The organism is Wolbachia endosymbiont of Aedes aegypti (genome assembly GCF_021496215.1).
Classification (GTDB): domain Bacteria; phylum Pseudomonadota; class Alphaproteobacteria; order Rickettsiales; family Anaplasmataceae; genus Wolbachia; species Wolbachia pipientis.
The window spans coordinates 687,117-709,488 of sequence record NZ_CP090902.1 but is presented as its reverse complement, the minus strand read 5'-3'; the positions used below and the strand labels follow the sequence as shown (position 1 = coordinate 709,488).

At 35.7% G+C, this 22,372-nt stretch carries 22 protein-coding genes, 1 other RNA gene and 1 pseudogene; 15 read left to right on the top strand and 9 right to left on the bottom strand.

Annotated elements, in window-relative coordinates; genetic code table 11:
- Positions 1-169: 169 nt before the first annotated feature.
- On the top strand, positions 170-2,296 hold the full coding sequence (locus tag L0Z58_RS03635; protein ID WP_010962798.1) for a hypothetical protein: 2,127 nt from the start codon (positions 170-172) through the stop codon (positions 2,294-2,296).
- 157 nt (positions 2,297-2,453) lie between these two features.
- Positions 2,454-2,803: RNase P RNA component class A (gene rnpB, locus L0Z58_RS03630), an RNA gene on the top strand.
- Between the two features lie 51 nt (positions 2,804-2,854).
- Here rnpB and L0Z58_RS03625 read toward each other — a convergent pair.
- A complete protein-coding gene (locus L0Z58_RS03625; protein ID WP_010962797.1) occupies positions 2,855-3,625 on the bottom strand; it encodes a response regulator transcription factor in 771 nt (256 codons plus the stop codon).
- A gap of 325 nt (positions 3,626-3,950) precedes the next feature.
- Here L0Z58_RS03625 and L0Z58_RS03620 point away from each other — a divergent pair, with 325 nt between their 5' ends.
- Genes L0Z58_RS03620 through L0Z58_RS03605 form a run of 4 tightly spaced genes read left to right on the top strand, consistent with a single transcriptional unit; the run spans position 3,951 to position 7,384 of the window.
- Positions 3,951-4,934, top strand: coding sequence for an NAD(P)H-dependent glycerol-3-phosphate dehydrogenase (locus L0Z58_RS03620; RefSeq protein ID WP_010962796.1), 984 nt, complete (start codon positions 3,951-3,953; stop codon positions 4,932-4,934).
- 19 nt (positions 4,935-4,953) lie between these two features.
- Positions 4,954-5,436, top strand: a complete 483-nt coding sequence (locus L0Z58_RS03615) for a phosphatidylglycerophosphatase A family protein (RefSeq protein WP_010962795.1) — start codon at positions 4,954-4,956, stop codon at positions 5,434-5,436.
- Complete coding sequence (locus L0Z58_RS03610) at positions 5,426-6,205, top strand: GNAT family N-acetyltransferase (RefSeq protein WP_010962794.1); 780 nt, start codon at positions 5,426-5,428, stop codon at positions 6,203-6,205. Before L0Z58_RS03615 ends, L0Z58_RS03610 begins: the two co-directional genes overlap by 11 nt.
- 42 nt (positions 6,206-6,247) lie before the next feature.
- Positions 6,248-7,384 (top strand): hypothetical protein, encoded by a 1,137-nt coding sequence (locus L0Z58_RS03605; RefSeq protein WP_010962793.1) that lies wholly within the window; start codon positions 6,248-6,250, stop codon positions 7,382-7,384.
- Between the two features lie 3 nt (positions 7,385-7,387).
- On the opposite strand, the gene L0Z58_RS03600 is transcribed toward L0Z58_RS03605, so the two are convergent.
- Both L0Z58_RS03600 and ybeY read right to left on the bottom strand, forming a co-directional pair.
- Positions 7,388-8,176 carry a succinate dehydrogenase iron-sulfur subunit gene (locus tag L0Z58_RS03600; protein WP_010082472.1) on the bottom strand — a complete coding sequence of 263 codons (789 nt, stop codon included), beginning with the start codon at positions 8,174-8,176 and terminating at the stop codon, positions 7,388-7,390.
- Between the two features lie 86 nt (positions 8,177-8,262).
- Positions 8,263-8,715, bottom strand: coding sequence for an rRNA maturation RNase YbeY (gene ybeY, locus L0Z58_RS03595; RefSeq protein WP_010082473.1), 453 nt, complete (start codon positions 8,713-8,715; stop codon positions 8,263-8,265).
- A gap of 24 nt (positions 8,716-8,739) precedes the next feature.
- Between ybeY and L0Z58_RS06905 the strand changes: the two genes are divergently transcribed.
- Together L0Z58_RS06905 and L0Z58_RS03590 are read left to right on the top strand one after the other, a co-directional pair.
- Entirely contained in the window at positions 8,740-8,871 is a 132-nt protein-coding gene (locus tag L0Z58_RS06905; RefSeq protein WP_255322244.1) for a hypothetical protein, read from the top strand.
- A gap of 15 nt (positions 8,872-8,886) precedes the next feature.
- Positions 8,887-9,066, top strand: coding sequence for a hypothetical protein (locus L0Z58_RS03590; RefSeq protein ID WP_022626337.1), 180 nt, complete (start codon positions 8,887-8,889; stop codon positions 9,064-9,066).
- Positions 9,067-9,099: 33 nt separating this feature from the next.
- Here the strand turns inward: L0Z58_RS03590 and L0Z58_RS03585 are convergent, their stop codons facing one another.
- The 4 genes from L0Z58_RS03585 to L0Z58_RS03570 form a co-directional block, all read right to left on the bottom strand.
- Positions 9,100-9,498: an EVE domain-containing protein gene (locus tag L0Z58_RS03585; RefSeq protein ID WP_010962791.1), complete on the bottom strand. Its 399-nt coding sequence runs from the start codon at positions 9,496-9,498 to the stop codon at positions 9,100-9,102.
- Positions 9,498-10,694: a cell division protein FtsZ gene (ftsZ, locus tag L0Z58_RS03580; protein ID WP_010962790.1), complete on the bottom strand. Its 1,197-nt coding sequence runs from the start codon at positions 10,692-10,694 to the stop codon at positions 9,498-9,500. Before ftsZ ends, L0Z58_RS03585 begins: the two co-directional genes overlap by 1 nt.
- Before the next feature lie 248 nt (positions 10,695-10,942).
- Positions 10,943-11,392: a hypothetical protein gene (locus tag L0Z58_RS03575; RefSeq protein WP_010962789.1), complete on the bottom strand. Its 450-nt coding sequence runs from the start codon at positions 11,390-11,392 to the stop codon at positions 10,943-10,945.
- Between the two features lie 83 nt (positions 11,393-11,475).
- The gene (locus tag L0Z58_RS03570; protein ID WP_010962788.1) at positions 11,476-12,984 is read right to left on the bottom strand and encodes a YifB family Mg chelatase-like AAA ATPase; all 1,509 of its coding nucleotides are present in this window, start codon (positions 12,982-12,984) and stop codon (positions 11,476-11,478) included.
- 122 nt (positions 12,985-13,106) lie between these two features.
- On the opposite strand from L0Z58_RS03570, the gene L0Z58_RS03565 reads away from it, so the two are divergent.
- The 3 genes and pseudogenes from L0Z58_RS03565 (at position 13,107) to terL (ending at position 18,161) form a co-directional block, all read left to right on the top strand.
- Positions 13,107-13,946, top strand: coding sequence for a polysaccharide deacetylase family protein (locus L0Z58_RS03565; RefSeq protein WP_010962787.1), 840 nt, complete (start codon positions 13,107-13,109; stop codon positions 13,944-13,946).
- The gene (locus L0Z58_RS03560; RefSeq protein ID WP_010962786.1) at positions 13,901-15,475 is read left to right on the top strand and encodes a penicillin-binding transpeptidase domain-containing protein; all 1,575 of its coding nucleotides are present in this window, start codon (positions 13,901-13,903) and stop codon (positions 15,473-15,475) included. Before L0Z58_RS03565 ends, L0Z58_RS03560 begins: the two co-directional genes overlap by 46 nt.
- 1,234 nt (positions 15,476-16,709) lie before the next feature.
- Positions 16,710-18,161: pseudogene (gene terL, locus L0Z58_RS03555) on the top strand (phage terminase large subunit).
- Positions 18,162-18,432: 271 nt separating this feature from the next.
- On the opposite strand, the gene L0Z58_RS03550 reads toward terL, so the two are convergent.
- The gene (locus L0Z58_RS03550; RefSeq protein WP_010962785.1) at positions 18,433-19,482 is read right to left on the bottom strand and encodes a class I SAM-dependent methyltransferase; all 1,050 of its coding nucleotides are present in this window, start codon (positions 19,480-19,482) and stop codon (positions 18,433-18,435) included.
- 101 nt (positions 19,483-19,583) lie between these two features.
- Between L0Z58_RS03550 and L0Z58_RS03545 the strand changes: the two genes are divergently transcribed.
- A complete protein-coding gene (locus L0Z58_RS03545) occupies positions 19,584-19,955 on the top strand; it encodes a hypothetical protein (RefSeq protein ID WP_022626336.1) in 372 nt (123 codons plus the stop codon).
- Positions 19,956-20,240 carry a DUF2610 domain-containing protein gene (locus L0Z58_RS03540; protein WP_010962783.1) on the top strand — a complete coding sequence of 95 codons (285 nt, stop codon included), beginning with the start codon at positions 19,956-19,958 and terminating at the stop codon, positions 20,238-20,240. It begins immediately after the preceding gene.
- A gap of 6 nt (positions 20,241-20,246) precedes the next feature.
- Here L0Z58_RS03540 and dapD read toward each other — a convergent pair whose 3' ends face one another.
- A complete protein-coding gene (gene dapD, locus L0Z58_RS03535; RefSeq protein ID WP_010962782.1) occupies positions 20,247-21,077 on the bottom strand; it encodes a 2,3,4,5-tetrahydropyridine-2,6-dicarboxylate N-succinyltransferase in 831 nt (276 codons plus the stop codon).
- A 73-nt stretch (positions 21,078-21,150) separates the two neighbouring features.
- Between dapD and L0Z58_RS03530 the strand changes: the two genes are divergently transcribed.
- Both L0Z58_RS03530 and rpe read left to right on the top strand, forming a co-directional pair.
- Positions 21,151-21,579: a zinc-ribbon domain-containing protein gene (locus tag L0Z58_RS03530; protein ID WP_010962781.1), complete on the top strand. Its 429-nt coding sequence runs from the start codon at positions 21,151-21,153 to the stop codon at positions 21,577-21,579.
- Between the two features lie 94 nt (positions 21,580-21,673).
- Complete coding sequence (gene rpe / locus L0Z58_RS03525; protein WP_010962780.1) at positions 21,674-22,351, top strand: ribulose-phosphate 3-epimerase; 678 nt, start codon at positions 21,674-21,676, stop codon at positions 22,349-22,351.
- Positions 22,352-22,372 lie beyond the last annotated feature (21 nt).

Sequence of the window (22,372 nt, the reverse complement as noted above, 5' to 3'; positions counted from 1 at the left end):
TTGTTGGTTTTTTGAGAAATAGCATAAAGCTTCTTAGCCCTCTTCAAGCTTATATTTACCTTTTAGTATAAAATATTATATTAATTTTTTAATTTTAGTTAAAATTTTCATTGACATTAACACACAGGAGTAATCATAATAGCATTTTATTAATATTTTAAATAAAATTATGTCTATATTAAGAAGATTGCTCGGGATCAACTCAAATACACCGGAAATTAAAGAAGCGATAGGTTTTAATCCAACAAACGTAGAATTAATTGAGGGGAATGGAGTTGCTTACGGACTCAGCTATCAAGATAATGGTAATGGGAGCAGTAAAGTAAAATTACTTATTAGTCCATTATATCAATCAAAAACATACGAATGTGGTACAAATATCAGCGTAGCAAATGAATTCAAAGATCAATTATCTCTCACATTAATAGAAGATTCAGCTGAAATAGATAAAGTTGGAGTTATCTTTCCTGAAGAAGGAATTAGCGAAGAAGGAGAAAAATGCGTTAAAGGCTTATCTTTTAACACTTACGGAATTAAACAATCAGTTAATACTCCTTCAGTTGAACATTTAGATAAAAGAAAATTACAAAAGAATATTGATAATAATAGTCTTGCAAATGTGGGCAATAGTTACTTTCAACCAAGAGCAGTGAAAGTTGGTAATGGTGACGTAATTGTAATCGCCCATAACTTAAAGGATCAAACTTTAGTTTCTTGGTACTTAAAGTCAAGCGAGAGCGGAAAATTTAAGGTATTGACTGGAGAAAAAGGTGTTACAGAAAGAAAATTGTTCAATTTTGATAATCAGGGGCAATTGGCATTAAATGGAAACACGATGCTTTATTCGCAAGTGAGCAAAAGGATTACTAAGGAAAATCAAGAGGTGAGAAAAACACGTATTTTTAAATTTGATATGGCTAAAGTGATTCAGGGTCTGAAGGATAGAGTTAATGGCTTTTTACTTGGTAATCGAAAAGGTCAAATAGATAATAAAGCACTATCTCTTTCTAGAGAACATGAAATAAGCTTTTTGCAGTATGTTGAACAAACGGAAGGAAATGATCTAGTTGCTTTTCTTGAAAATGACCAATCAGCTAATGAGCAGAGGTTACATATAGCAACTCTACTTAAAAATGGATCAGTGTCAGATTTTCCTATCTATCAATTTACAGATCCTATAGAGCAATTATATATTAAAGGCAACGGTCAGGGTGGTTTTATCGTAACTGCGGTAAGTGGAGAAAATATTGTAACTTTTAATCAAAACGGCTCTGGAAAATCTTCTGAAGCAACAATAATACCGGCAAATAGCATCAAAACTCTCAGTGATTTTGTTAATATCATTAACGGTCGATTAACGCCAGATATTATTTCTAGTAGTACCGTGGCTCCTATAACTGTTGCAGAAACGGTTGTGACTTCTAAGAAGACGCCGACTGCTGCAATTACTAGCACAGCAGAAACCGACGCTGTGAAGACTACTAAATTGACAACGGAAGCCGTTGCACCTACTTCTACAATGAATAAACCTTCAACAGAGTCAACGACTCAAACAAGTACAGTAACAGTGGAGCCAACAACAGCAACAAAAACAACTGCTACTTCACAAGCAACCACGATTACTGCAACGTCAACTAATGTGCCTTCGGAAACTGAAATAAGTACTGTAAAACCTACAGCAGCGACTGGTGCGTCGACTTCTACGATGAGTAAACCTTCAACAGAGTCAACGACTCAAACAAGTACAGTAACAGTGAAGCCAACAACAGAAGCCGTTGCACCTACTTCTACAACGAATAAACCTTCAACAGAGTCAACGACTCAAACAAGCACAGTAACAGTGGAACCAACTGCGCCAACAACAAGCTCAGAGAAAACTACACAAACAGTATTTAGTATACCAAGTACTAGAACAAAAGAGTCAACAACTCCTATATTCACCACGACTTTACTTCCTCAGTCTACTTCTTCACCACAACCTACTCAACTTGCTATAGGGTCTAATAAGGCAGGAATGATAGGGGGATCTTTGTTTGGAGCAATAGGTATTGTTGGAATTATAGGATTCATAGCATATAGATATGTTAAGGGTCGTAATGCTGCTCCTGTATTAGAACTAACTGATTTGGGTTATAGAAGGCGATCATCTTCAAGTAGCGATGAAGAAATTTTTACCACTGGTAACAGAATGCGAACTATATATCAATCTGAAACAGTGCTAAATAGTATATCAGTAGAAAGTAGTAGTCGATCAAGAAGTAGCTCATCGTCTTCAAGCGGTGGACCAGGCTCTTGACTAACTGAAGCGGAGTCTAAAAGTGAAAAAAGCTTATCTTGGGATAGTGATGATGTGCCGGAATATCACCTTTAGCTATTTGTCTAAATGTTTTTAATATGTAGACTGTTAGGAAATTGTCTTTTGCTTTTGTGATTTTCATGTTAAAGTATAATTCCTAGGTGGAATAAGTAGCTGCTGTTGTGTGATAAACATAGCAGAGGAAAGTCCGGGCTCCAAGGAAAAATAGTGACGGGTAATGCCCGCCGGAGGTAACTCCAGTTATAGGGCTACAGAAAATTACCGCCTAAAATATTTTTAGGTAAGGGTGAAAAGGTGTGGTAAGAGCACACCATGGCAATGGCAACATTGGTAGTCGAGTAACCAACACTAGGAGCAAGATTAAATAGAAGTAGATTTTATGTTTTCCTCATATCTACTCGGGTAAATCGCATGCGGTAAATGGTAACATTTACTCCAGATAAATAGCTACATAAACAGAACTCGGCTTATATTTCACCTAGGCGTTCACATGATACGTGCGATATAAGCCATGCTATATTTAAATGTGTAGGCATTTCATGCGTTGTCCTTCACTTGTTCTGCTTGATAGCCATCACTACTTTCGCCTACATTAACATTAGAATATTCATCATCATCAATATACTCTTTCAGAACATACCCTCTGCCCCAAACGGTTTCTATGTGGCTTTTTCCATCATTTGCACTTTCAAGTTTCTTACGTAATTTGCACATAAAAACATCAACTATCTTGTTATCTGAAGGTTCATCCAAGCCATTGTAAAGATGATTTAAGAACATTTCTTTTGTTAGTACTGTTCCTTTACGCAGTGCTAGCAATTCTATCATAGAATACTCTTTATTAGTAAGGTGAACCGTTTTACCTTTCACCTCAACAACCCTGTGATCAAAATTGATATTTATATTACCAATCTTTATCACCGATTCAGGATGGCCTTTAGTACGACGCACTATGGCCTTAATTCGAGCTAATAACTCGCTTTTATGAAATGGCTTGGTTAAGTAATCATCGGCACCATACCCGAGTCCTTTAGCTTTGTGATTGACAGCGGATATGCATGAAAGTATTAAGACAGGAACTTTGATTTTTGCACTTCTTAGTCTTAACAATATATCATATCCGTCAATATCACCAGGTAAGTGTATATCTAAAATAACTAGGTCATAGTAATCTCCGTTTGAGGAAACCATATTATTGTTATAATCTTGTGCAGAAGTAACAACGTCACAGAAGTGTCCATCAGAAGTTAAGGCGTTAACTACAGTCTTTGCACTTACTTGATCATCTTCAATTAATAATATACGCATATTTTACACCCCATAAATAATTTATAATTTTAGTAATATATATAACTAAGGAAAGTAATAAATCAAATTTTTATTAACAAATGATCAAAATTACACTTATTAATTAATAGTAAATATATTGTTCCAAAGTTATATAAATAGATCTAAAATATAATAGACATACCATGATAGTAATAATATTTTTAGTAAATATTGAATTAAAGTTACTATTATTAAAAGAATACTTCGGTTAATAAATATTTAACTATTCTATATGTCTGTGTTATATTTTTAATTTACTTATCCTACTATTTTAAAGTATAAGTAATATTTTCAGGAATATTGTGTGGCAATATCAATTTTAGGTGCTGGTGCATGGGGTACAGCAATCGCAATTTCATTAGGTAGTAAGAAAGATGTGATTTTGTGGACTCACAATGAAACTACATTTGAATCAATCAACGGGAAAAGAGAAAGTGACAAGCTACCCGGTTGTCGAATTTCTGATAATGTGTCAGTAAAATTGGCTATTGAAGACATAATTAATGCTTCAGTAACAATCCTCGCTGTTCCCACTCAGTCTCTGAGGAAGGTATGTCAGCAATTGCATAATTGTAATCTGAAAAAAGATGTAGCAATAATTTTAGCTTGTAAGGGAATAGAAAAGTCTACATTAAAATTACCTAGTGAAATAGTAAATGAAATTTTACCTAACAATCCTATTGCTATTTTTTCAGGTCCTAGCTTTGCTGTAGAAGTTGCAAGAAAATTACCCTATTCAATGGTTCTTGCATGCCAAAATAACACATTAGGTTCAAAGCTAGTATCAGAGCTGCAACAAGAAAATGTTAAATTGGAGTTTAGTAACGACATTATAGGAGTACAGATTTGTGCAGCGTTAAAGAACGTTTTTGCTATAGCGTGTGGGATTGTTCTAGGTAGTAAACTTGGGTTTAATGCTCATGCAGCATTGATTACGAAAAGTATGAGCGAAATTAAGGCTTTATACTCAGCAAAAATTGGTGACGGTAGTGTGGATATAAATACACTACTTGGGCCAGCATGTCTGGGTGACCTAATTATGACATGCACATCCTTGAATTCAAGAAACTTATCTTTTGGGTTTAAAATAGGTAATAGTGACAATGGCTTTAATGTTCAGCAGATTTTGTCAGAAGGCAAGTCAGTGATTGAAGGTTTTAGCACTGCTGAGTCCATATTTAATTTAGCAGGAAAGCTAAAGATAAAAATGCCTATATGTGAAGCGGTCTATAGATTATTGTATGAAAGCGCCTCTATAGAGGATACTCTTTCTGTTCTTATAAGTTAATTTTGTATTTGGATATATTGTGAAATTTTTATATAAATTAATATCAACGTCGTGGCTGTCTGGAACAGTAAAAAAAATGCCAGGTACTGTGGGTAGTTTGGCTTCTTTTCCGCTTGTTCCTGTAATCCTGAGCAACAAAATTTTAGGTGCAGCAATTATTTCTTTTTTATTCTTAATTGGATTATGGTCTACAGGTAATTATATAAAACATTACAAGACTTCATGTGATCCAAAAGAGGTAGTAATTGACGAAGTGGTTGGTCAATTGCTGACGATACTTTTAGTTTCGATATTGTTAAGCCAAGAGATGAATTGTTCTTCATTGTTGTTGTGCTTTTTTTCTTTTAGGTTTTTTGATATAATAAAAACGTGGCCTATAAATTTAATCGATAAAAATACCAAAGGTCCTTTAGGTATTATGCTAGATGACGTTATAGCTGCAATTTTAGCCTGTGTTCTTATAGGAGCCTTTTATTGTTTATTGTTGGTGTATGCAGGATAAAAAAATTTATTATTCAAGCTTAATTGTTCAAAATCTAAAGGATTATATACTGTACACAGCGAATTTATCTGAGTGGGAAGTACACGATGAATTTGATAACATCATATTTACAATAAATGGTACCAGGGAGTCATTATTTAATTTTGTGTTCTGTGGAGATCAATGTACCGAGCTTTCTATACAAAAAACTCTAGATTATCTCAGAACAAGAGATATAGAAGCAACATGGGTAATAAATTCACATATGAAAATAAGAGATATTTTAGAAAAGTGTGAAATAAAACACGTTAGCACACCAAAAAAAGCTTTACTTAATATGAAAAATTACTTTTTACCTGCTGATGTTATTCCAAACTTGAGGTTAAATGCTGTGAATGGTAGCAACCTCTTAGAACAGTTAGATCTACACACTTCTAAAATTTTTTATCATGGCGTTGGAATTGTCAGCACATTTTTTCGCGGATTATCAAATTATGATGATAAGAACTCAAGATTAAGATTTTTTCTTGTAACACTAAATAATGAAATTATTGAGACATGCGGTCTTTATGTTCAAGATAGCGTAGCTGGTTTTTATAGTGATGGAGTTTTACCAATTTACAGGAATCGTGGAATAGGTACCCAAATGGTTTTAGAAAGAATAAAGATAGCTAAACAGCTTGAATGCAAATATATAGTAGCACATTGTATGAAATCTTCTGTGAACCTTTATAAGAGATTGGGCTTTCAAATGTTAGGCAATCTTTACTTATATACCTCTTCAGCATAATTCTGAGCGGTTACAAATTTTTACATTTGTTTTAAAAGTGCTATGTTTTTTTTGTATGAAGTGGTTTTAATATTGATTCTAATATTATTCTTTCTCTCTTATTCTAAATTAAAAATTAGTAATAAGATTAAGAACTTACAGCATCAAAATGTTATCATAAATAATTTAATTGATACTGTGAATGATGGGTTTTATATTTGGGATGCAAAAAAACGTATAGAAAAGTTCTCTCCCAATTTACTAATTTTGCTTAATACTGTTTTTTACTCATTTAATGAGTTTGTGAATTTTTTTGAGCAGTCAGAAAGCTTAATCAAAAATTTTGTTGAGGCAAAGGAAATAAATAAATCTTTTACTCTAGATTTAAAGTCAAAAGACAGTGAGGTTTATTGCATATGTTACGGTAGAAGCATAATAGATGATTCTAACAATGTGATAGGTGTGCTGTTATGGATAAGGAATGTCTCAGACTGTAAGATAAAGGCTAACGGACTTGAGTTAGAAAATAGTAAGCTTACACAGGAAGTGGAGAGCTATAAAAACGTTTTCAACTCTTTACCATTTCCAATACTAAGATATAACAAGAGTAGAAAGGTGGAATTTTATAACTTGTTTTATGATAAATATGTAGATGGTTCTAAGAAATTTGCTATTACCGGTAGCGCTCATAGCACAAAACCAGGAAGACATGTCATAACTTATAAGAACGAACCTAAGGTTTTCGATTTTGTTAAAATTCCAATACAAGGTTCTGGTAGCATAGTAATGTATGGGAAAGATGTTAGTGATGCAGAGAAATTATATACTGAATTAAACAGTTATTTAGCTACACAGAAAAATTTGCTTGAGAGGTTACCGGTTGCTATAGTAATATATAGTAAGAATCAAAAGCTAAAATTTTATAATAATGCTTTTATAAAAACCTTTCAATTTGACCCAAAATTTTTGGCATCTTACCCAACTTATCACGAAGTTATGCTTTACCTCTTCGAATCTAAAAAGCTTTTAGAAAAAGAGGATTTTCAAACTATTAGTAACCAAAGACATGAGTTGTTCAAAAAATTATTTGAATCGTACGATGATACGATGCACTTCACAAACGGAAAAGCGTTCAGGGTATTAACAATACCCTACGCTTCGGAAGGTTTGCTGTTCTCTTACGAAGAATGCAAAAGATAATACTTAAACTCCTTCTCTCTCTACCATGAGCTGTTTTACTTTCGCTATTGCTCTTGCTGGATTAAGTCCTTTAGGACAAGTTTTTGTGCAATTCATTATTGTATGACAACGATACAACTTGAATGGGTCGTTTAAAACATCAAGTCTTTCACCTGTCTTATTATCACGGCTGTCAGCAATCCATCTGTAAGCTTGTAATAGTATTGCTGGTCCTAAAAATTTATCACTATTCCACCAGTAGCTTGGGCAACCAGTCGAACAGCAAGCACATAATATACAGTCGGACAAGCCATCTAATTTTTTTCTATCTTCAGAAGATTGAGAGTATTCTTTATTTGGTAGGGCAGGCTTATCTGCTTGTAACCAAGGTTTAATTGATTTGTATTGCTCATAAAATTGGCTCAAATCCGAGACTAGATCCTTTATTACATACATGTGAGGTAATGGATATATTTTTACGTCACCTTTTATATCATGTATAGATCTAGTACATGCAAGAGTATTGGTTCCGTCAATATTCATGGCACAAGATCCACATATGCCTTCTCTACAAGAACGTCTGAAAGTTAAAGTCGAATCTATTTCATCCTTTATTTTTATTAATGCATCAAGTACCATAGGGCCACAACTATCCATATCAATAAAAAATGTGTCTATTCTAGGGTTTTTCTCGTCATCAGCAGACCAACGGTAAATTTGAAATCTTCTGATGTTTTTTGCTCTAGCAGGAATAGGATAAATTTTGCCCTTTTGATTAATTTTAGAATTCTTTGGCAAAGAAAACTGAACCATATCACTTACCTTTTATTGTTTATAGCTAAAACCCTTTGTAGATAACATATTTTATTATCATCTACTATATTTTTATTAAATTCCTTTTAAATCGCACACATATTGTAGCCAAGCGAAGCTAAAATCTCTCTTTCTAGATTTTTCATTATAATTTCTTCATCTTTTTTTTGGTGATCATAACCAAGTAAATGCAGTAATCCATGCACTAACATGTGTGCAATGTGAGCAAGAATGGGTATATAATACTCATGCGATTCTCTTTTTATTGTGTCTATTGAAATTGCTATGTCTCCTAAATCGCACTCATTAGACAATTGTTCATACGGAAATGATAGTACGTTAGTTGGCTTATCCATTTCTCTAAATTTTAAATTAAGTTGATGTAGCAAGTCATCATCAGCCAGAGCTATTGATATATTTGGTTTATAGTGGTCTATTTTTAATTCTTTTAGAGAAGCATTGATGACACCTAATACAAAATTTTTAGGATTTTCTATAATGCTGCACCATTTCTTGTCAAGAATATTTACTTCTAACATGAGTGACACATCAGTAAGGGTGTCATGCAAATAGCTGACACTGGAATCCAAAAAAGAAGAGTTATAGACCCTTGTGTCATGTACACAACTGTACGAATATTGTACACTAGAAGGATGTCATCCCAGTGTCTAGGCACTGGGATCCAGGAATTTTGATTAGACATCAAGTTAGTGAATATAAAAGTAGCTAATCTTATATTAAAACACAACGGCTTTAATGTGGTTGCATTAAGGCTGGATTCCAGTGTCAAGCACTGGAATGACACCTTTGTGTTTGATGCAAAATCGGCTATAACGTTTAATGCACTGCCTTCGAGACAAATATTCATACAGCTGTGCGTTGTGTGCTGAGATGACATCATTTAGGAACTGAAATGACAGGTATTACACATCACTCATCCTTATTATTTCATTCCATTCAATTTCCGAAACTGGGGCAATTGATAAACGTGGTTGTTTTAATATAGTCATATTTTTCAAAAGTGGGTTTTGTTTTATATTATTTAACGTTACTTGGTTATTTAAAGGTTTCAAAAACTTTACATTCACTAATCCGAACTTGGGATCATTAACATGATAATACTCTTTAAATACTTCAACGATTCCAAGTATTGCTTTCTTTTTACCTGTATGATAAAAAAACGCAAGATCGCTTACTTTCATAATTTTCATGTAATTTTGAGCTTGATAATTGCGCACACCATCCCACTCAACTACCTGCTCCTTTTCCATTTTTTGCCATGAGTATTCACTTGGCTCTGACTTAAGTAGCCAAAATTGCATTATTTTTTTCTTCTTAAGTAAGCTGGTATATCATAGATATTGCTGCCCCACTTAGCTCCTTCGCTTACCTGTTCAGCTGGTTTTGTTTCCAGTGTTTTGTCTTGTGTACTTTCACTTTGACTATATGGCCACTTAAATTTCTCTTTCTCTGAGTCTTCGCTCTGACTTATAGGTGAAGTTTCTGATTTATTATTGCGACCATCAATGCCAGTTGCAAGAACAGAAACTCTAACTCTTCCCTCCATCGCTTGATCAAAAGTAGCACCAAATATTATATTTGCATTTTCATCTACTTCTTCACGCACTCTATTGGCTGCAGCATCAACTTCAAACAGAGTCATATCTCCGCCACCAGTAATGTTAATTAATATTCCTTGCGCACCTTTCATTGATACATTATCAAGCAATGGATTAGATATTGCAGCCTCTGCAGCACTAATTGCTCTATCTTCTCCTTCTGCCTCTCCGGTGCCGATCATCGCTTTGCCCATCTCGCTCATTACTGTTTCTATATCAGCGAAGTCAAGATTAATAAGCCCTGGCATGACCATCAAGTCAGTTACTCCTCTGATGCCAATGTGCAGAACATTATCAGCAAGTTTAAATGCATCAGAAAATGTAGTTTTTTCATTTGCAATTCTAAATAAATTCTGATTTGGAATGACAATAAGTGTATCCACGTATTTTTGCAGTTCTTCAAGTCCAAGCTCTGCAATGCGCATACGGCGCACACCTTCAAAACCGAACGGTTTAGTTACAACTCCAACAGTCAATATCTTTTTTTCTTTTGGCGCTCTATCCTTAACTGCGGCTCTTGCTTCTCTGGCTGCTTTTGCAATTACCGGTGCTGCACCGGTTCCAGTACCACCGCCCATTCCTGCTGTGATGAAAAGCATATGACTATCTTTTATATGCTCCATAATCTCATCAATTGACTCTTCTGCTGCACCTTTGCCAACATCAGGCAAAGCACCAGCACCAAGCCCCTTAGTTAAATTAATGCCAAGCTGAATTTTTTTATCACATAACGACTTTTCTAGTGCTTGAGCATCGGTATTTGCGACAACAAAATTCACTCCTTGCAAATTAGATTGGATCATGTTATTCACAGCATTTCCACCAGCACCACCCACTCCCACAACGGTAATCCTTGGGTGTAATATAGGCAACTCCGGCAGACTAAGATCAATAGACATTTAAATTACTCAAATTTAGCGAATTCACTTGATAATAAGTTACCGCTTTTTTAATAATATGCAAATACTTTTCACTTCTATAGGCGTAAATAGTAAACGGGATTTACTTATTCTTAACATTTATACTAATAAGTGCCGTTAATTATAATAACTAGATTCTTAGATGACATCACTTAACCGATGCAAAAAATAGAAAACGTTTATAAAAAGGGACAGAAACCTATCCCTTTTTATTTTGTTGAAGATTATTATATTGTCTGATCTTTCCCTTTCAATGCTTCAACTGCAACATCTTTTAATTTTGAGGCAACTTGATATGTTCCATAAACAGCAGCAACTGCAGCAATTGCCATTATGGCACCCGCAACTATCTGACCAGCAACACCTGTTCCGATAAATCCAGGTAATGAAGCAGCTATTGCTTGATTTGTTCCAACAAAGTAACTGGCAGTCTTAGCAAGAAACCCAGAAGCTTCTGCTGCACTAACAAAGCCTGCTTTCATATGCATTGCTGTAAAGACAACACTTGCAACTGTAAGCGGAAATAATGCTGTTCTCCCTTTATTATGCATAGCGTACTGACCAGCTCCACCAGCAGCACCAGGAATTCCCCAGTATTTTTTAGCTTGTATATATCCTTCTGAAATAGCATGAAAAATGCCATCATCTTTTCTATACTCATAATTTGTTAATGCCATAACTCTACTCCTTAAATAGAATGTTAAAATTTCATTAAGGAAGCATATAGTAAAAAAAATTGCCTGTCAAGTAAACTAATTTTTTAATATACCTTTATTCTGTAATTGAGCGCTTCAGCAATGTGTGCTCTTTTTACTTCTTCACTTTTTGCAAGATCTGCAATAGTTCTTGCAACTTTTAATACGCGTGTGTAGCCTCGATTGGAAATGTAATTTTCTTTCAGTACGTATTTTAGCAATTCTAACCCTGCCTGATCTGGTTCAGTAAATTTATTAAATGCTTCACCGCTTACTTCTGAATTGCAACGAATATTTAATTCACTATAGCGCTCAGTTTGAACTTTTCTTGCTGCTATCACTCTTTCTCTTATAATTTTAGTACTTTCTCCCTCCACAGAGATTTCAGGAGAGAGTATGCTAACGTTTGGCATTTCAATGCATATGTCTATTCTATCAAGCAATGGGCCTGATATTTTGTTTTTGTAATCTGTGCCACACTTTGGAGCTTTGTTGCACGATCTGCTTGCATCACCTAAATAACCGCACCTGCAAGGGTTCATTGCAGCTATCAGTTGAAAATTGGCAGGGTAGGTTATGTGAGCATTTGCCCTTGCAACGGTAACTTTTCTATCTTCAAGTGGTTGGCGCAGAGAATCAAGCACGAGTCTTGGAAATTCAGGTAGCTCATCAAGAAATAACACGCCATTGTGAGCCATGGTAATTTCTCCGGGTTTTGCATTCTTTCCTCCTCCTATCATTGCTGGCATGGAACATGAGTGATGAGGTTCACGAAAGGGGCGAGTTACTTTGAATATTTCATTACCAGTTTTTGTTATGCTGGAAATAATATTAACATCAATCATCTCCTGTTCGGTTAAATCAGGCAGCAATCCTATAAAGCGCTTAGCAAGCATTGATTTTCCAGTACCAGGAGGGCCAACAAGAAGCATATTATGCCCACCTGCTGCTGCAATTTCAGCTGCTCTTTTTGCAACAACTTGGCCTTTAATATCCTTCATATCGGGAACCAATCTTTTTTCTTTGGGTGCATCACTATATTTAAAAATTACTGGCTGAATTAATTGCTCACCCTTAAAGTGTCTGATAATATCAGTTAATTTCTCTATAGCTAGAATTGAAACATTCTTTACCCATGAAGCCTCTACTCCATTTCCCCTTGGGCAAATTACTCCTTTATTTGCCTGTTTTGCATTGATCGCTGTTGGCAGCACTCCTGAAACTGGAATAACTCTGCCATCAAGGGCAAGCTCACCCATAATGATATAAGACTGAACTTTTTCAACTGGTATCACATTCATTACAACAAGTAGTCCAATAGCAATAGCCAAGTCATAATGACTACCTTCTTTCAGTAAATCCTCAGGGGAGAGATTAACTGTAATTCTTTTTGGAGGTAGTAGTAGATTGATTGAATTTAACGCTGCTCTGATGCGTTCTTTGGATTCCGCAACAGTTTTATCTGGCAATCCAACAATATTAAAAGCTGGAATACCATTTGCCATATGAATTTGTGCATTGACATTTACTGTGCTAATTCCCTGAAGCACAACGGTATTTATATTTGCAATCATAATATATTATATAAAATTGTTAATACAATATATTAAAGAAGCGATGAAGTAAAGGCTACAGCAATTAAAGATGGCTTAACTTAGCAAAAAAGTGTAGTATTCTATCACTTTGCTGATTACAAATGTTTATAAGGATAATCACTTTTTTCTTACTATATTCAAGTACGGCTTTTTGTAGTGATTGTAATTTTAATTTACCATACTGTGGGCTCAGTTGTAATCTAGATCTATCATATAGAAATTTAAGTAATATAAAAAAATTATTGAATAACGACGATAAGTTTGTTGCGCTTACGTTTGATGATGGACCGTCTAACAATAGAGTAAACGATATTATTAATGTTCTGGAAAGCTATGAAGCAAAAGCAACATTTTTTGTGCTTGGTGAACGTATAAATGAAAAAACGTCTGAAATAGTAAAGAAAATTCATGAATCAGGTCATGAGTTAGGCAATCACTCTTGGTCGCATAGGAAGTTGACATCACTTTCAAGTGAGGAACAATTGCAAGAATTGGAAAAGACAAATACAGCAATTAAAAATGCAATAAAACAAGATGTAAAATGGTTTCGTCCGCCATATGGATGTTATGACGATAATCTGATTGAAAATACTGATCAATTAAATATGTATTCAATATTATGGACAGTTGATTCGCTAGATTGGCAAGGTGATAAGCCAGAAACTTTAGTTGAAAGAGTTTTAAGTAATGTACATAATGGAGCAGTTATACTGTTTCATGATCACAATAACAGGTCAAACACAATTGAAGCTTTACCTCATATTATTAAAATACTAAAAAAATCAGGTTATAAGTTTGTGACCTTAAGTGAGTGGGAAAAAAGGGTTTGTAATACGGTAAAAGCCAGAAGTGTAACAATAAAAGAGGGGAAAAAAGTGTGTTTTGAAGGAATGTTATGTGGACAAAAAACAAAGTCTTTAACCGCAGAGCATTCATATTAGGTGGTATTCAGCTTACCATTTCTGCGGTTTTTAGTTGCAGGTTATATAATTTACAAATACGAAACAGACAAAAGTACGAAGCACTATCTAATAGTAATAGAATAAGAGTTGCTACTATTATGCCTAAGCGGGGCAAAATTTTAGATAGGAATAGCATTGAACTTGCGGTAAACAAAATTTCGTATGTTGTTTTGTTTGATGGTTCTGGTAAGGAAGTTGATTTGCAGACATTATCAGAAGTCGAGTCTAAAATAGCAAAATCGTCAGAAAAAATAACTGCTCTTTATAAACGTTATTACCCGTTTGGTTCAATGTGTTCTCATGTAATCGGATATACAAAAAGACAGCAAGGCATAAGCGAAGTAGGAATCAGCGGTATTGAATATACATATGATCATATATTGAAAGGCAAGTCAGGAAAATCTGAGCAGGAAATAAATTCTAAAAAACGCTTCATAAAAGAATTATCAAGCATACCACAACAAGACGGACAAGATGTACAACTGACAATTGATATTAATCTGCAAGAGAAAACCGCAGAGGTATTTAAAGATCACCAAGGCTCCGCAGTGGTAATTGATGTAAATAATGGAGAAATTTTAGCATTATATAATTCACCTTCTTACGATAATAATCTTTTTGCTAGCAGGCTATCAAATGAGACTTGGGAGAGCTTGAATGCTCCTTCATTGCCGCTCGTGAATCGTGCGTTATCATATCAAATTCCACCTGGTTCAATATTTAAAGTAATAGTTGCGCTTGCGGGTTTAAAAGACGGGATAATAACACCAGAAGAGAAATTCTCGTGCAAGGGCTATATGAAAATAGGTGAGCGGAAATTTCGTTGTCTGAAAAGCAAAGTCCATGGGTATGTATCTTTAAATGAGGCAATGGCATTATCATGCAACACTTACTTTTATAATATAGGGAAAAAAATAAGTGTAGACTCTCTAGTAGAAATGGCCAGAAAATTTGGTATTGGAAGTGGGCCACTGATTGGAACGTTTAAAGAAGAAGCTCCAGGGTTGTTGCCAGATAGAGATTGGCGTACACGAAAGCTATATTCGCAGTGGTATTTAGGTGACACTATCAACTTAGTTATAGGACAAGGGTATATGCTTACAACACCACTACAGCTTGCAGTTCTTGCAGCGAGGATTGCAACAGGAAAAGAGGTAATTCCCCGCATTAAGATGAATGAAACGATACAAGATTTTCCCGATATTGATGTGGATTGTGAGCATCTTAGCATAGTTCGAAAAGCTATGTTTGACGTGGTGAATTCTAAAACTGGAACCTATAAGAAAGGGCTAAGCGGTATACAAATTGCTGGCAAAACCGGTACACCAGAAATAAACTCTAAGGGCGAAAGTCATAAGTTATTTATCGCCTATGGCCCTTACCATAACCCGCGCTATGCAATCTCTGTGTTTATAGAACACGGCAAAGCCCCACGCCAAGATGTTGCTATAGCTAATGAAATATTTCAGTATATGCTTGAAACTATGAGTATTAAACTTCTTGCATAACCATATAACAAACTTTTATTGGGAATAGAAACGAAAAAACTTACTTGACACCCTTCGCCAGCGCCCTTATCATGATAGTGAAGCTATTGTATTTGCTTTCGCCAATCTGCAGATTAAAAGGTAAGGATTACTTAATGTATCGGCGTCTTATGTTCAATTTTTTGCAGTATATAGATACTGTATGTCTTTACAAAACTTCATCTACATCTAGATTTTTATCTAAATAAGCTGAACGCGCTTATAAAGCGTTACAAGACATCAAAAAATGCCAATACTCGACAGAGATAGTAAAAGACTAGCTAACTCGGGGATTCTTTGTCTTTTTTTCTGCTTAGTAAATTTCTTAAACATTTGCAGCGTAAGTTAGTTGCAATTAAAAGCGGCTGAATCTCGCTTGTCAAGCGTTTAAAACATAAAAAACGCCAATATTTTAAAGCGGATAATAACCACGGGGCTTCTTTTGCCTTTTTTTTCATTTGGTAAATTTCTTAATATTTATAGCTAAACAACAACCGTTATCCCGCTACGTGTTAGCGGGATCTATGCTTTGAGATACCGCGAATGAATCGTGGTATGACGGTGTAGATGATGGTTAAGTATCCCGCTGCTTGTTAGCGGGATCTATGTTAAGGTATAGTAGGGGATCTATGTTAAGAGATACCGCGAATGAATCGCGGTATGACGGTGTAGATGATGGTTAAGTATCCCGCTGCTTGTTAGCGGGATCTATGTTAAGGTATAGTAGGGGGATCTATGTTAAGAGATACCGCGAATGAATCGCGGTATGACGGTGTAATGATGGTTAAGTATCCCGCTACGTGTTAGCGGGATCTATGTTAAGAGATACCGCGAATGAATCGTGGTATGACGGTGTAATGATGGTTAAGTATCCCGCTACGTGTTAGCGGGATCTATGTTAAGGTATAGTAGGGGGATCTATGTTAAGAGATACCGCGAATGAATCGCGGTATGACGGTGTAGATGATGGTTAAGTATCCCGCTACGTGTTAGCGGGATCTATGTTAAGGTATAGTAGGGGATCTATGTTAAGAGATACCGCGAATGAATCGCGGTATGACGGTGTAGATGATGGTTAAGTATCCCGCTACGTGTTAGCGGGATCTATGTTAAGAGATACCGCGAATGAATCGCGGTATGACGGTTAAGTAAGGTGTCATTCCAGTGCTCCTTTTTTTGTCATCCCAGCGTCACGCGTTGGTTTCAACATTATATCATGAACTTTCTAAAATTCATTGAACTGTGCTTTCAAACGGTAGTGCCGGGGTGTGAGTATAACGATTATCAGTATATAAAAGTCATAGCAGACAGGCTGGAAGCAGCGAGCGCTGGTGAAGTGAAACGAATAATATTCAATATGCCTCCGCGCTCGATGAAGTCCATGTGCATAAGCGTTGCGTGGCCCGCATGGATACTGGGAAACCAACCAACTGCGAGAATAATAGTTGCAAGTTATTCTCAGCGGCTCAGCGAAAAGCACTCGCTCGACACCAGGTGCGTGATGCAGTCTAGTTGGTATAGAGCGCTATTTCCAGAGATAGAACTATCCAAAGACCAGAATACCAAATATAAATTTCAAACAGTGCAGAGAGGATACAGAATCGCAACATCAGTTGGTGGAACACTAACTGATGAAGGTGGTGATTTTATCATTGTGGACGATCCGCTCAGTTCTGCTCAAGCTTTGAGTGAAACGCTTAGAAAGCGTGCCACAAACTGGTTTGATTAGACTTTAGTAACCAGGCTGAACGATAGAAAAAAAGGAGTCATCGTTCTTGTAATGCACAGGCTACACCAGGAGGACTTAACTGGACACCTTCTCTCCAAGCCAAAAAACATATGGCATCATATTTGTTTGCCAATGATTTCTGAAAATAAGCAGGTTATTTATTCAATCAAAAAGCCAATGCCTCCCGTTCCTGTCATCCGAGTAGCTCAGCACTGTGCGACCAGGCGATTATATAATAAACCAGCGTCACCTGTAAGGATATTATATTCAAGAGAAGAAGGTCAGTTGTTATATCTCCTCGATGGAGGAAAAGAAGAAGTTGAGATAATAAAAGCTGAACTTGGGAGTTACGCTTTTGCTGCTCAATATCAACAAAACCCTCTGCCGCTTTCAAGTGGTATAATTAAACCAGAGTGGTTGAAACGCTATAAAAAATTTCCTGATAATCTCTCGCATATAACACAAAGTTGGGATACTGCGGTTTCAACAAGTAACATGAGCAACTTTAGTGTCTGCACCACCTGGGCAAAAATAGATAATAAATTCTATTTACTCGACGTATATCGCGCAAAGCTTGAGTATCCAAAGCTTAAAGAACAGGTTTTGTCACTAGCTGCAAGATGGACGCCACACGCAATTTTAATCGAAGCAAAAACAAGTGGTCAACAATTGGTGCAAGAGCTAAAGACAAACAGTGATTTACCGATTATTGAAATAGTGCCACATGATGACAAGCTCACTCGATTTCATCAAATTGTTCCGATTATAGAGTCTGGCAAGGTTTTTCTGCCACATCAAGCAGTATGGCTGAACGATTTTGAGTATGAGATTTTAATGTTTCCTGAAACGCGCCACGACGACCAAGTGGACAGTACCGTGCAATATTTGCAGTGGGTGAGAAACAGTACCTCCAGGGTTGCAGCTATACGAGCATTGTGATTTGAGTCTACCAGTACTGGGATGACAGCTAGGAGACAACCGTCATCCCGCTACTTATTAGCGGCTGAGATACCGCAGCGGTATGACGGTTCGCGGCGGCATGACGATAAGCTCGTCATCCCGCTTTGTTAGCGGCTGGGATACCGCGAATGAATCGCGGTATGACGGTTCGTGGCGGCATGACAATAAGCTCGTCATTCCGCTACTCGTTAGCGGAATCTATGCTGAGATATCGCGGCGGTATGATGTAGGGAAACCTTTCTTGGGTTAGCTATATCAATAGCATTGCTTTAAAAAGAGTGCCCATATTTTCAGTCAACCTTAAGAATTCACTAAAGATCCTATTCTTTTGTTCATCACTTGCGCTTTTCATTAAAGCCTGGGTTCTTTCTTTTATGCCAAAAAGATATAAAAATTCCCTTTGAGTTAAAATCTCACAATCTACATGCTTTAATGGATCTCTTAACGCTTGAAAGTTCACAAGTGCGGTAATATCACTATTACCAACATTCTCAAGAAAATTAGCATACTTATGTTGTTTTATCGATTGCAAAGTGCTCTTATATGCGGGGTATACATAACCGTAATCTACAATCAAAGCAGCTCCTTTATTATTATATATCTTCTTCTCAAGTTTTTTTAATATTTCAACCCCAACTGAACATATTTCCACCACTGCACCATTAAAAAATTTTCCATTTGTCATCTGAGTAGCTGACACTGGAATCCATGATTCTTTTTTTCTGGATTCCAGTGTCACGCACTGGCATGACACCAAGAGACTGCCATCATCTTGTTTTGTCACCATATTTTCATACCACCCCTCATCATGATATACAAACTGATCTATCGGAAGAGCGTCAAAGAACTCATTTGCTAAAAAAATGGTTGGTTGTTCTGGTAGGTTGTCAATATTTTTGTGCCAATTAACATCTAAGCTTTTTAATTTTTCCTTTTGTATCTTCCGTAAAGTAGGGCTTATTTCAACTAAGTGGATCAACATTGAATTAAAAAAGCTGCTGTATTTTTTAGTGACTCTTATTATATCGTGAATGAGTGTTCCTTTGCCTGGCCCAAGTTCAACTAGAGAAAATTTTGATGGCTTTCCTAATTTTTCCCATGTATGCATTATCCAAACTGCAATTACTTCACCAAATAATTGGCTGATCTCAGGTGCGGTAGTAAAATCACCATCCTTACCAAGCGGTAATTTACTTGTATAATAGCCGTATTTTTCATGGTACAAAACGGCATTCATGAAATCACTGATGGATATTGATCCTTGACTTTTGTCAATTAATTCGTGTATATAAGTGAGCATGTTATTAATAAATGTTTAACTATAGCGTGCCATAATATAAAATAGTAGAGTATTTATATATATAGTATAAACTTAAGTTTGTGAGTAATAGTGCTTCAGTTATGGACGACAAAAACACCGATTATGTTGCCCTTATACCTCAAGATGATAGTATTGAATACAAATTTGAAGAAGCTGTCAATTTTATAGAAAACAAGGTTATAAATGCTGATGGGCTAACTTTAGCGGAAGTGTTTCAAGTGCTAGTTCAAATGCTAAATGGTGATCTAGAATTGGTAAAAAAAGTACTAGCATGTGCTAATATTATGGCAAAGCATGGAATGAAGGTAGCAAAAGAGTCGCAATTAAGCAGAGCTGATGTTCGCCGAGCTTTGGAAGGTAGAGAAAGTGTTGTCAATAGACAAGATTTTATAAAGAAACCACCTCTTCCACCTGCTATAAAATCGACCAAAAAGAAAAGTAGAGGTCTTTAAATGGCCGAATCTATAAAAAAATTTACTGTACAATGTGACTTCAAAGGGCAAAGTTCACCTTTTGCAATATATATAGGAAATCCAAAAAGCGATGCTCATCCAATTCATCATCAAGATTCCTGGCTTGTAAAAGAACGTGGAGGGAATATCCCTAATAAAGTAAAAGAAAGTCTACAAAAATTATATAAACTATCTCAAGAAAATGGAGTCTCTTTCTCAGAGTTATGCGCGTATGCCATTACTGTGGTTAGTAATAATGATAAAAAAAGTGACGACAAGGAGTAAGATAGTTTAATCCCTCAATATTTCATTTATAGAGATTTTCGATCTCGTCTTTTCATCCACTTTTTTTACTATGACTGCACAATAGGTTGAAATATTATTTTTAGATGGAATAGACCCTGGTACCACTACAGAATAAGGTGGCACTTCGCCGTAAAATACCTTGCTAGTTTCTCTATCAATAATCTTTGTTGATGCCCCAATAAACACGCCTATGCCAAGGACTGATCCTTCTCTCACTACCACACCCTCGGCCACTTCGCTACGTGCTCCAATAAAGCAATTATCTTCTATAATGACAGGTGAAGCTTGAATAGGCTCAAGAACTCCACCTATTCCCACTCCACCAGAAATATGACAGTTTTTTCCTATTTGCGCACAGCTACCAATCGTTGACCAGGTATCTATCATTGTTCCTGAATCAACATATGCACCAACGTTGATAAAACTTGGCATTAGAACAACATTTGTACCTATATAAGCAGATCGGCGAACAAAACACCCAGGAACTGCTCTAATTTTTAACCGGCGAAATTTCTCCTCATTCCATTCACTAAACTTGTTACCGATCTTATCAAACCAGCAATTGGTATTATCTATTATTTTATTTTCTTCGGTGAGAAAATGTAATAATATTGCTTGCTTTATCCACTTATGTACTACCCATTCTCCACTTGATAGCTTTTCTGCTACTCTAATTTTGCCACTATCAAGGAGCTCAATTACCTCTTTAATTGCTATTCTTGCTGTTTTCTTTAGATTACAGTCATTAAATTTTTCTCTATTTTTCCAAATATCTTTTATCTCACTCTGTGTTTTTTTTAGTTGCAAACCTTCCATTTGTTATATATATATTGATATTAAATTTGTAGCTCGTATCATTTGGGCTTGTTACTACTTATATGTAAGTGCTATGAAAATACAATGTAATAGTTGTACTAAAACTTACTTAGTATCTCCTAAGCAAATTGGCGCGTCTGGAAGAAAGGTAAAATGTACGAACTGCAATCACATATGGCATGAATATCTAGAAGAAGTGTCAAACAAATCGCACTCTGCTAATATACAGGAAAAAAAAGTTAGTGGAAGGAATTTTTTACAAAATCTAGCATTTACCACTCTAGCTTTTGCAACAGCTACAGGGTTATGCGTCGTAATTGCTAACGGCATCTTTCCTAGAGAGATGAACAAAGCATACAAAACGATCAGTTTATACAAGGATTCAATAAGCTATAAATTAGGGTACAAAAAAGAACAAACAGAAAGTCCAAATGTAAAAAAACTTGCTGTAAATAAGTTTTATCAAGACTACCTTTTTTTATCTAATTTAAGATCTAGTTAAATAGGCATACCGATATCGGTCTCTAGCTACTCAGATGGTGCTTAGGGTGACAGAGTTTTGAAAATAAGTTATTTTTTAGCAAAAAAGGCAGCTCATGAGTATTAAAATTGCACCTTCTATACTTTCAGCAGATTTTGCAAAATTAGGGGAAGAAGTAAGAAAAATTAGCGATTTAGGTGTGGATTACATACACATAGACGTTATGGATGGGAATTTCGTTCCAAATATTACAATTGGTCCTAGCGTTGTTTCTGCAATACGTAAATATAGCAATCTTCCTTTTGATGTGCATTTAATGGTCAAATCTCCTGGTAAACACATTGAAAGCTTTATAAATGCTGGTGCTGATATTATCACTGTACATGCAGAAGTAGAGACACACCTTGAGAGGTTGATAAGAAAGATAAAGTCATACAAAAATGTAAACGACGAAAAAAAACCGATTCAAGTTGGAGTTTCAATTGTTCCTTCAACTTCTCCAAGTGTGCTTGAATATATAATACATGAGCTAGATATTGTGCTGATTATGACAGTCAATCCTGGCTTTGGAGGGCAGGAATTCATTCATTCACAGTTGAACAAGATATCTACTATAAAAAAAATGATACAAGAGCGTAACCTTAAAACACAAATTTCAGTAGATGGTGGAATTAACTTTTTTAACGCAGCTGATATAATAAAAGCAGGTGCAGATATTTTAGTTGCAGGATCGGCGATATTCAAGGCTGAAGATATTAAGAAGGCCATAAACTATCTTAAAAATCCATCGTAGTAATCCTATATAGCTAAAGTG

What these genes read in the sequence shown, in the direction of transcription:
- L0Z58_RS03635 (WP_010962798.1), top strand. Translation starts at nt 170, where the DNA reads ATGTCTATATTAAGAAGATTGCTCGGGATCAACTCAAATACACCGGAA.
- L0Z58_RS03625 (WP_010962797.1), bottom strand. Translation starts at nt 3,625, where the DNA reads ATGCGTATATTATTAATTGAAGATGATCAAGTAAGTGCAAAGACTGTA.
- L0Z58_RS03610 (WP_010962794.1), top strand. Translation starts at nt 5,426, where the DNA reads ATGCAGGATAAAAAAATTTATTATTCAAGCTTAATTGTTCAAAATCTA.
- L0Z58_RS03605 (WP_010962793.1), top strand. Translation starts at nt 6,248, where the DNA reads ATGTTTTTTTTGTATGAAGTGGTTTTAATATTGATTCTAATATTATTC.
- L0Z58_RS03600 (WP_010082472.1), bottom strand. Translation starts at nt 8,176, where the DNA reads ATGGTTCAGTTTTCTTTGCCAAAGAATTCTAAAATTAATCAAAAGGGC.
- ybeY (WP_010082473.1), bottom strand. Translation starts at nt 8,715, where the DNA reads ATGTTAGAAGTAAATATTCTTGACAAGAAATGGTGCAGCATTATAGAA.
- L0Z58_RS06905 (WP_255322244.1), top strand. Translation starts at nt 8,740, where the DNA reads ATGCAAATAGCTGACACTGGAATCCAAAAAAGAAGAGTTATAGACCCT.
- L0Z58_RS03585 (WP_010962791.1), bottom strand. Translation starts at nt 9,498, where the DNA reads ATGCAATTTTGGCTACTTAAGTCAGAGCCAAGTGAATACTCATGGCAA.
- ftsZ (WP_010962790.1), bottom strand. Translation starts at nt 10,694, where the DNA reads ATGTCTATTGATCTTAGTCTGCCGGAGTTGCCTATATTACACCCAAGG.
- L0Z58_RS03575 (WP_010962789.1), bottom strand. Translation starts at nt 11,392, where the DNA reads ATGGCATTAACAAATTATGAGTATAGAAAAGATGATGGCATTTTTCAT.
- L0Z58_RS03570 (WP_010962788.1), bottom strand. Translation starts at nt 12,984, where the DNA reads ATGATTGCAAATATAAATACCGTTGTGCTTCAGGGAATTAGCACAGTA.
- L0Z58_RS03565 (WP_010962787.1), top strand. Translation starts at nt 13,107, where the DNA reads ATGTTTATAAGGATAATCACTTTTTTCTTACTATATTCAAGTACGGCT.
- L0Z58_RS03560 (WP_010962786.1), top strand. Translation starts at nt 13,901, where the DNA reads ATGTGGACAAAAAACAAAGTCTTTAACCGCAGAGCATTCATATTAGGT.
- L0Z58_RS03550 (WP_010962785.1), bottom strand. Translation starts at nt 19,482, where the DNA reads ATGCTCACTTATATACACGAATTAATTGACAAAAGTCAAGGATCAATA.
- L0Z58_RS03545 (WP_022626336.1), top strand. Translation starts at nt 19,584, where the DNA reads ATGGACGACAAAAACACCGATTATGTTGCCCTTATACCTCAAGATGAT.
- L0Z58_RS03540 (WP_010962783.1), top strand. Translation starts at nt 19,956, where the DNA reads ATGGCCGAATCTATAAAAAAATTTACTGTACAATGTGACTTCAAAGGG.
- dapD (WP_010962782.1), bottom strand. Translation starts at nt 21,077, where the DNA reads ATGGAAGGTTTGCAACTAAAAAAAACACAGAGTGAGATAAAAGATATT.
- L0Z58_RS03530 (WP_010962781.1), top strand. Translation starts at nt 21,151, where the DNA reads ATGAAAATACAATGTAATAGTTGTACTAAAACTTACTTAGTATCTCCT.
- rpe (WP_010962780.1), top strand. Translation starts at nt 21,674, where the DNA reads ATGAGTATTAAAATTGCACCTTCTATACTTTCAGCAGATTTTGCAAAA.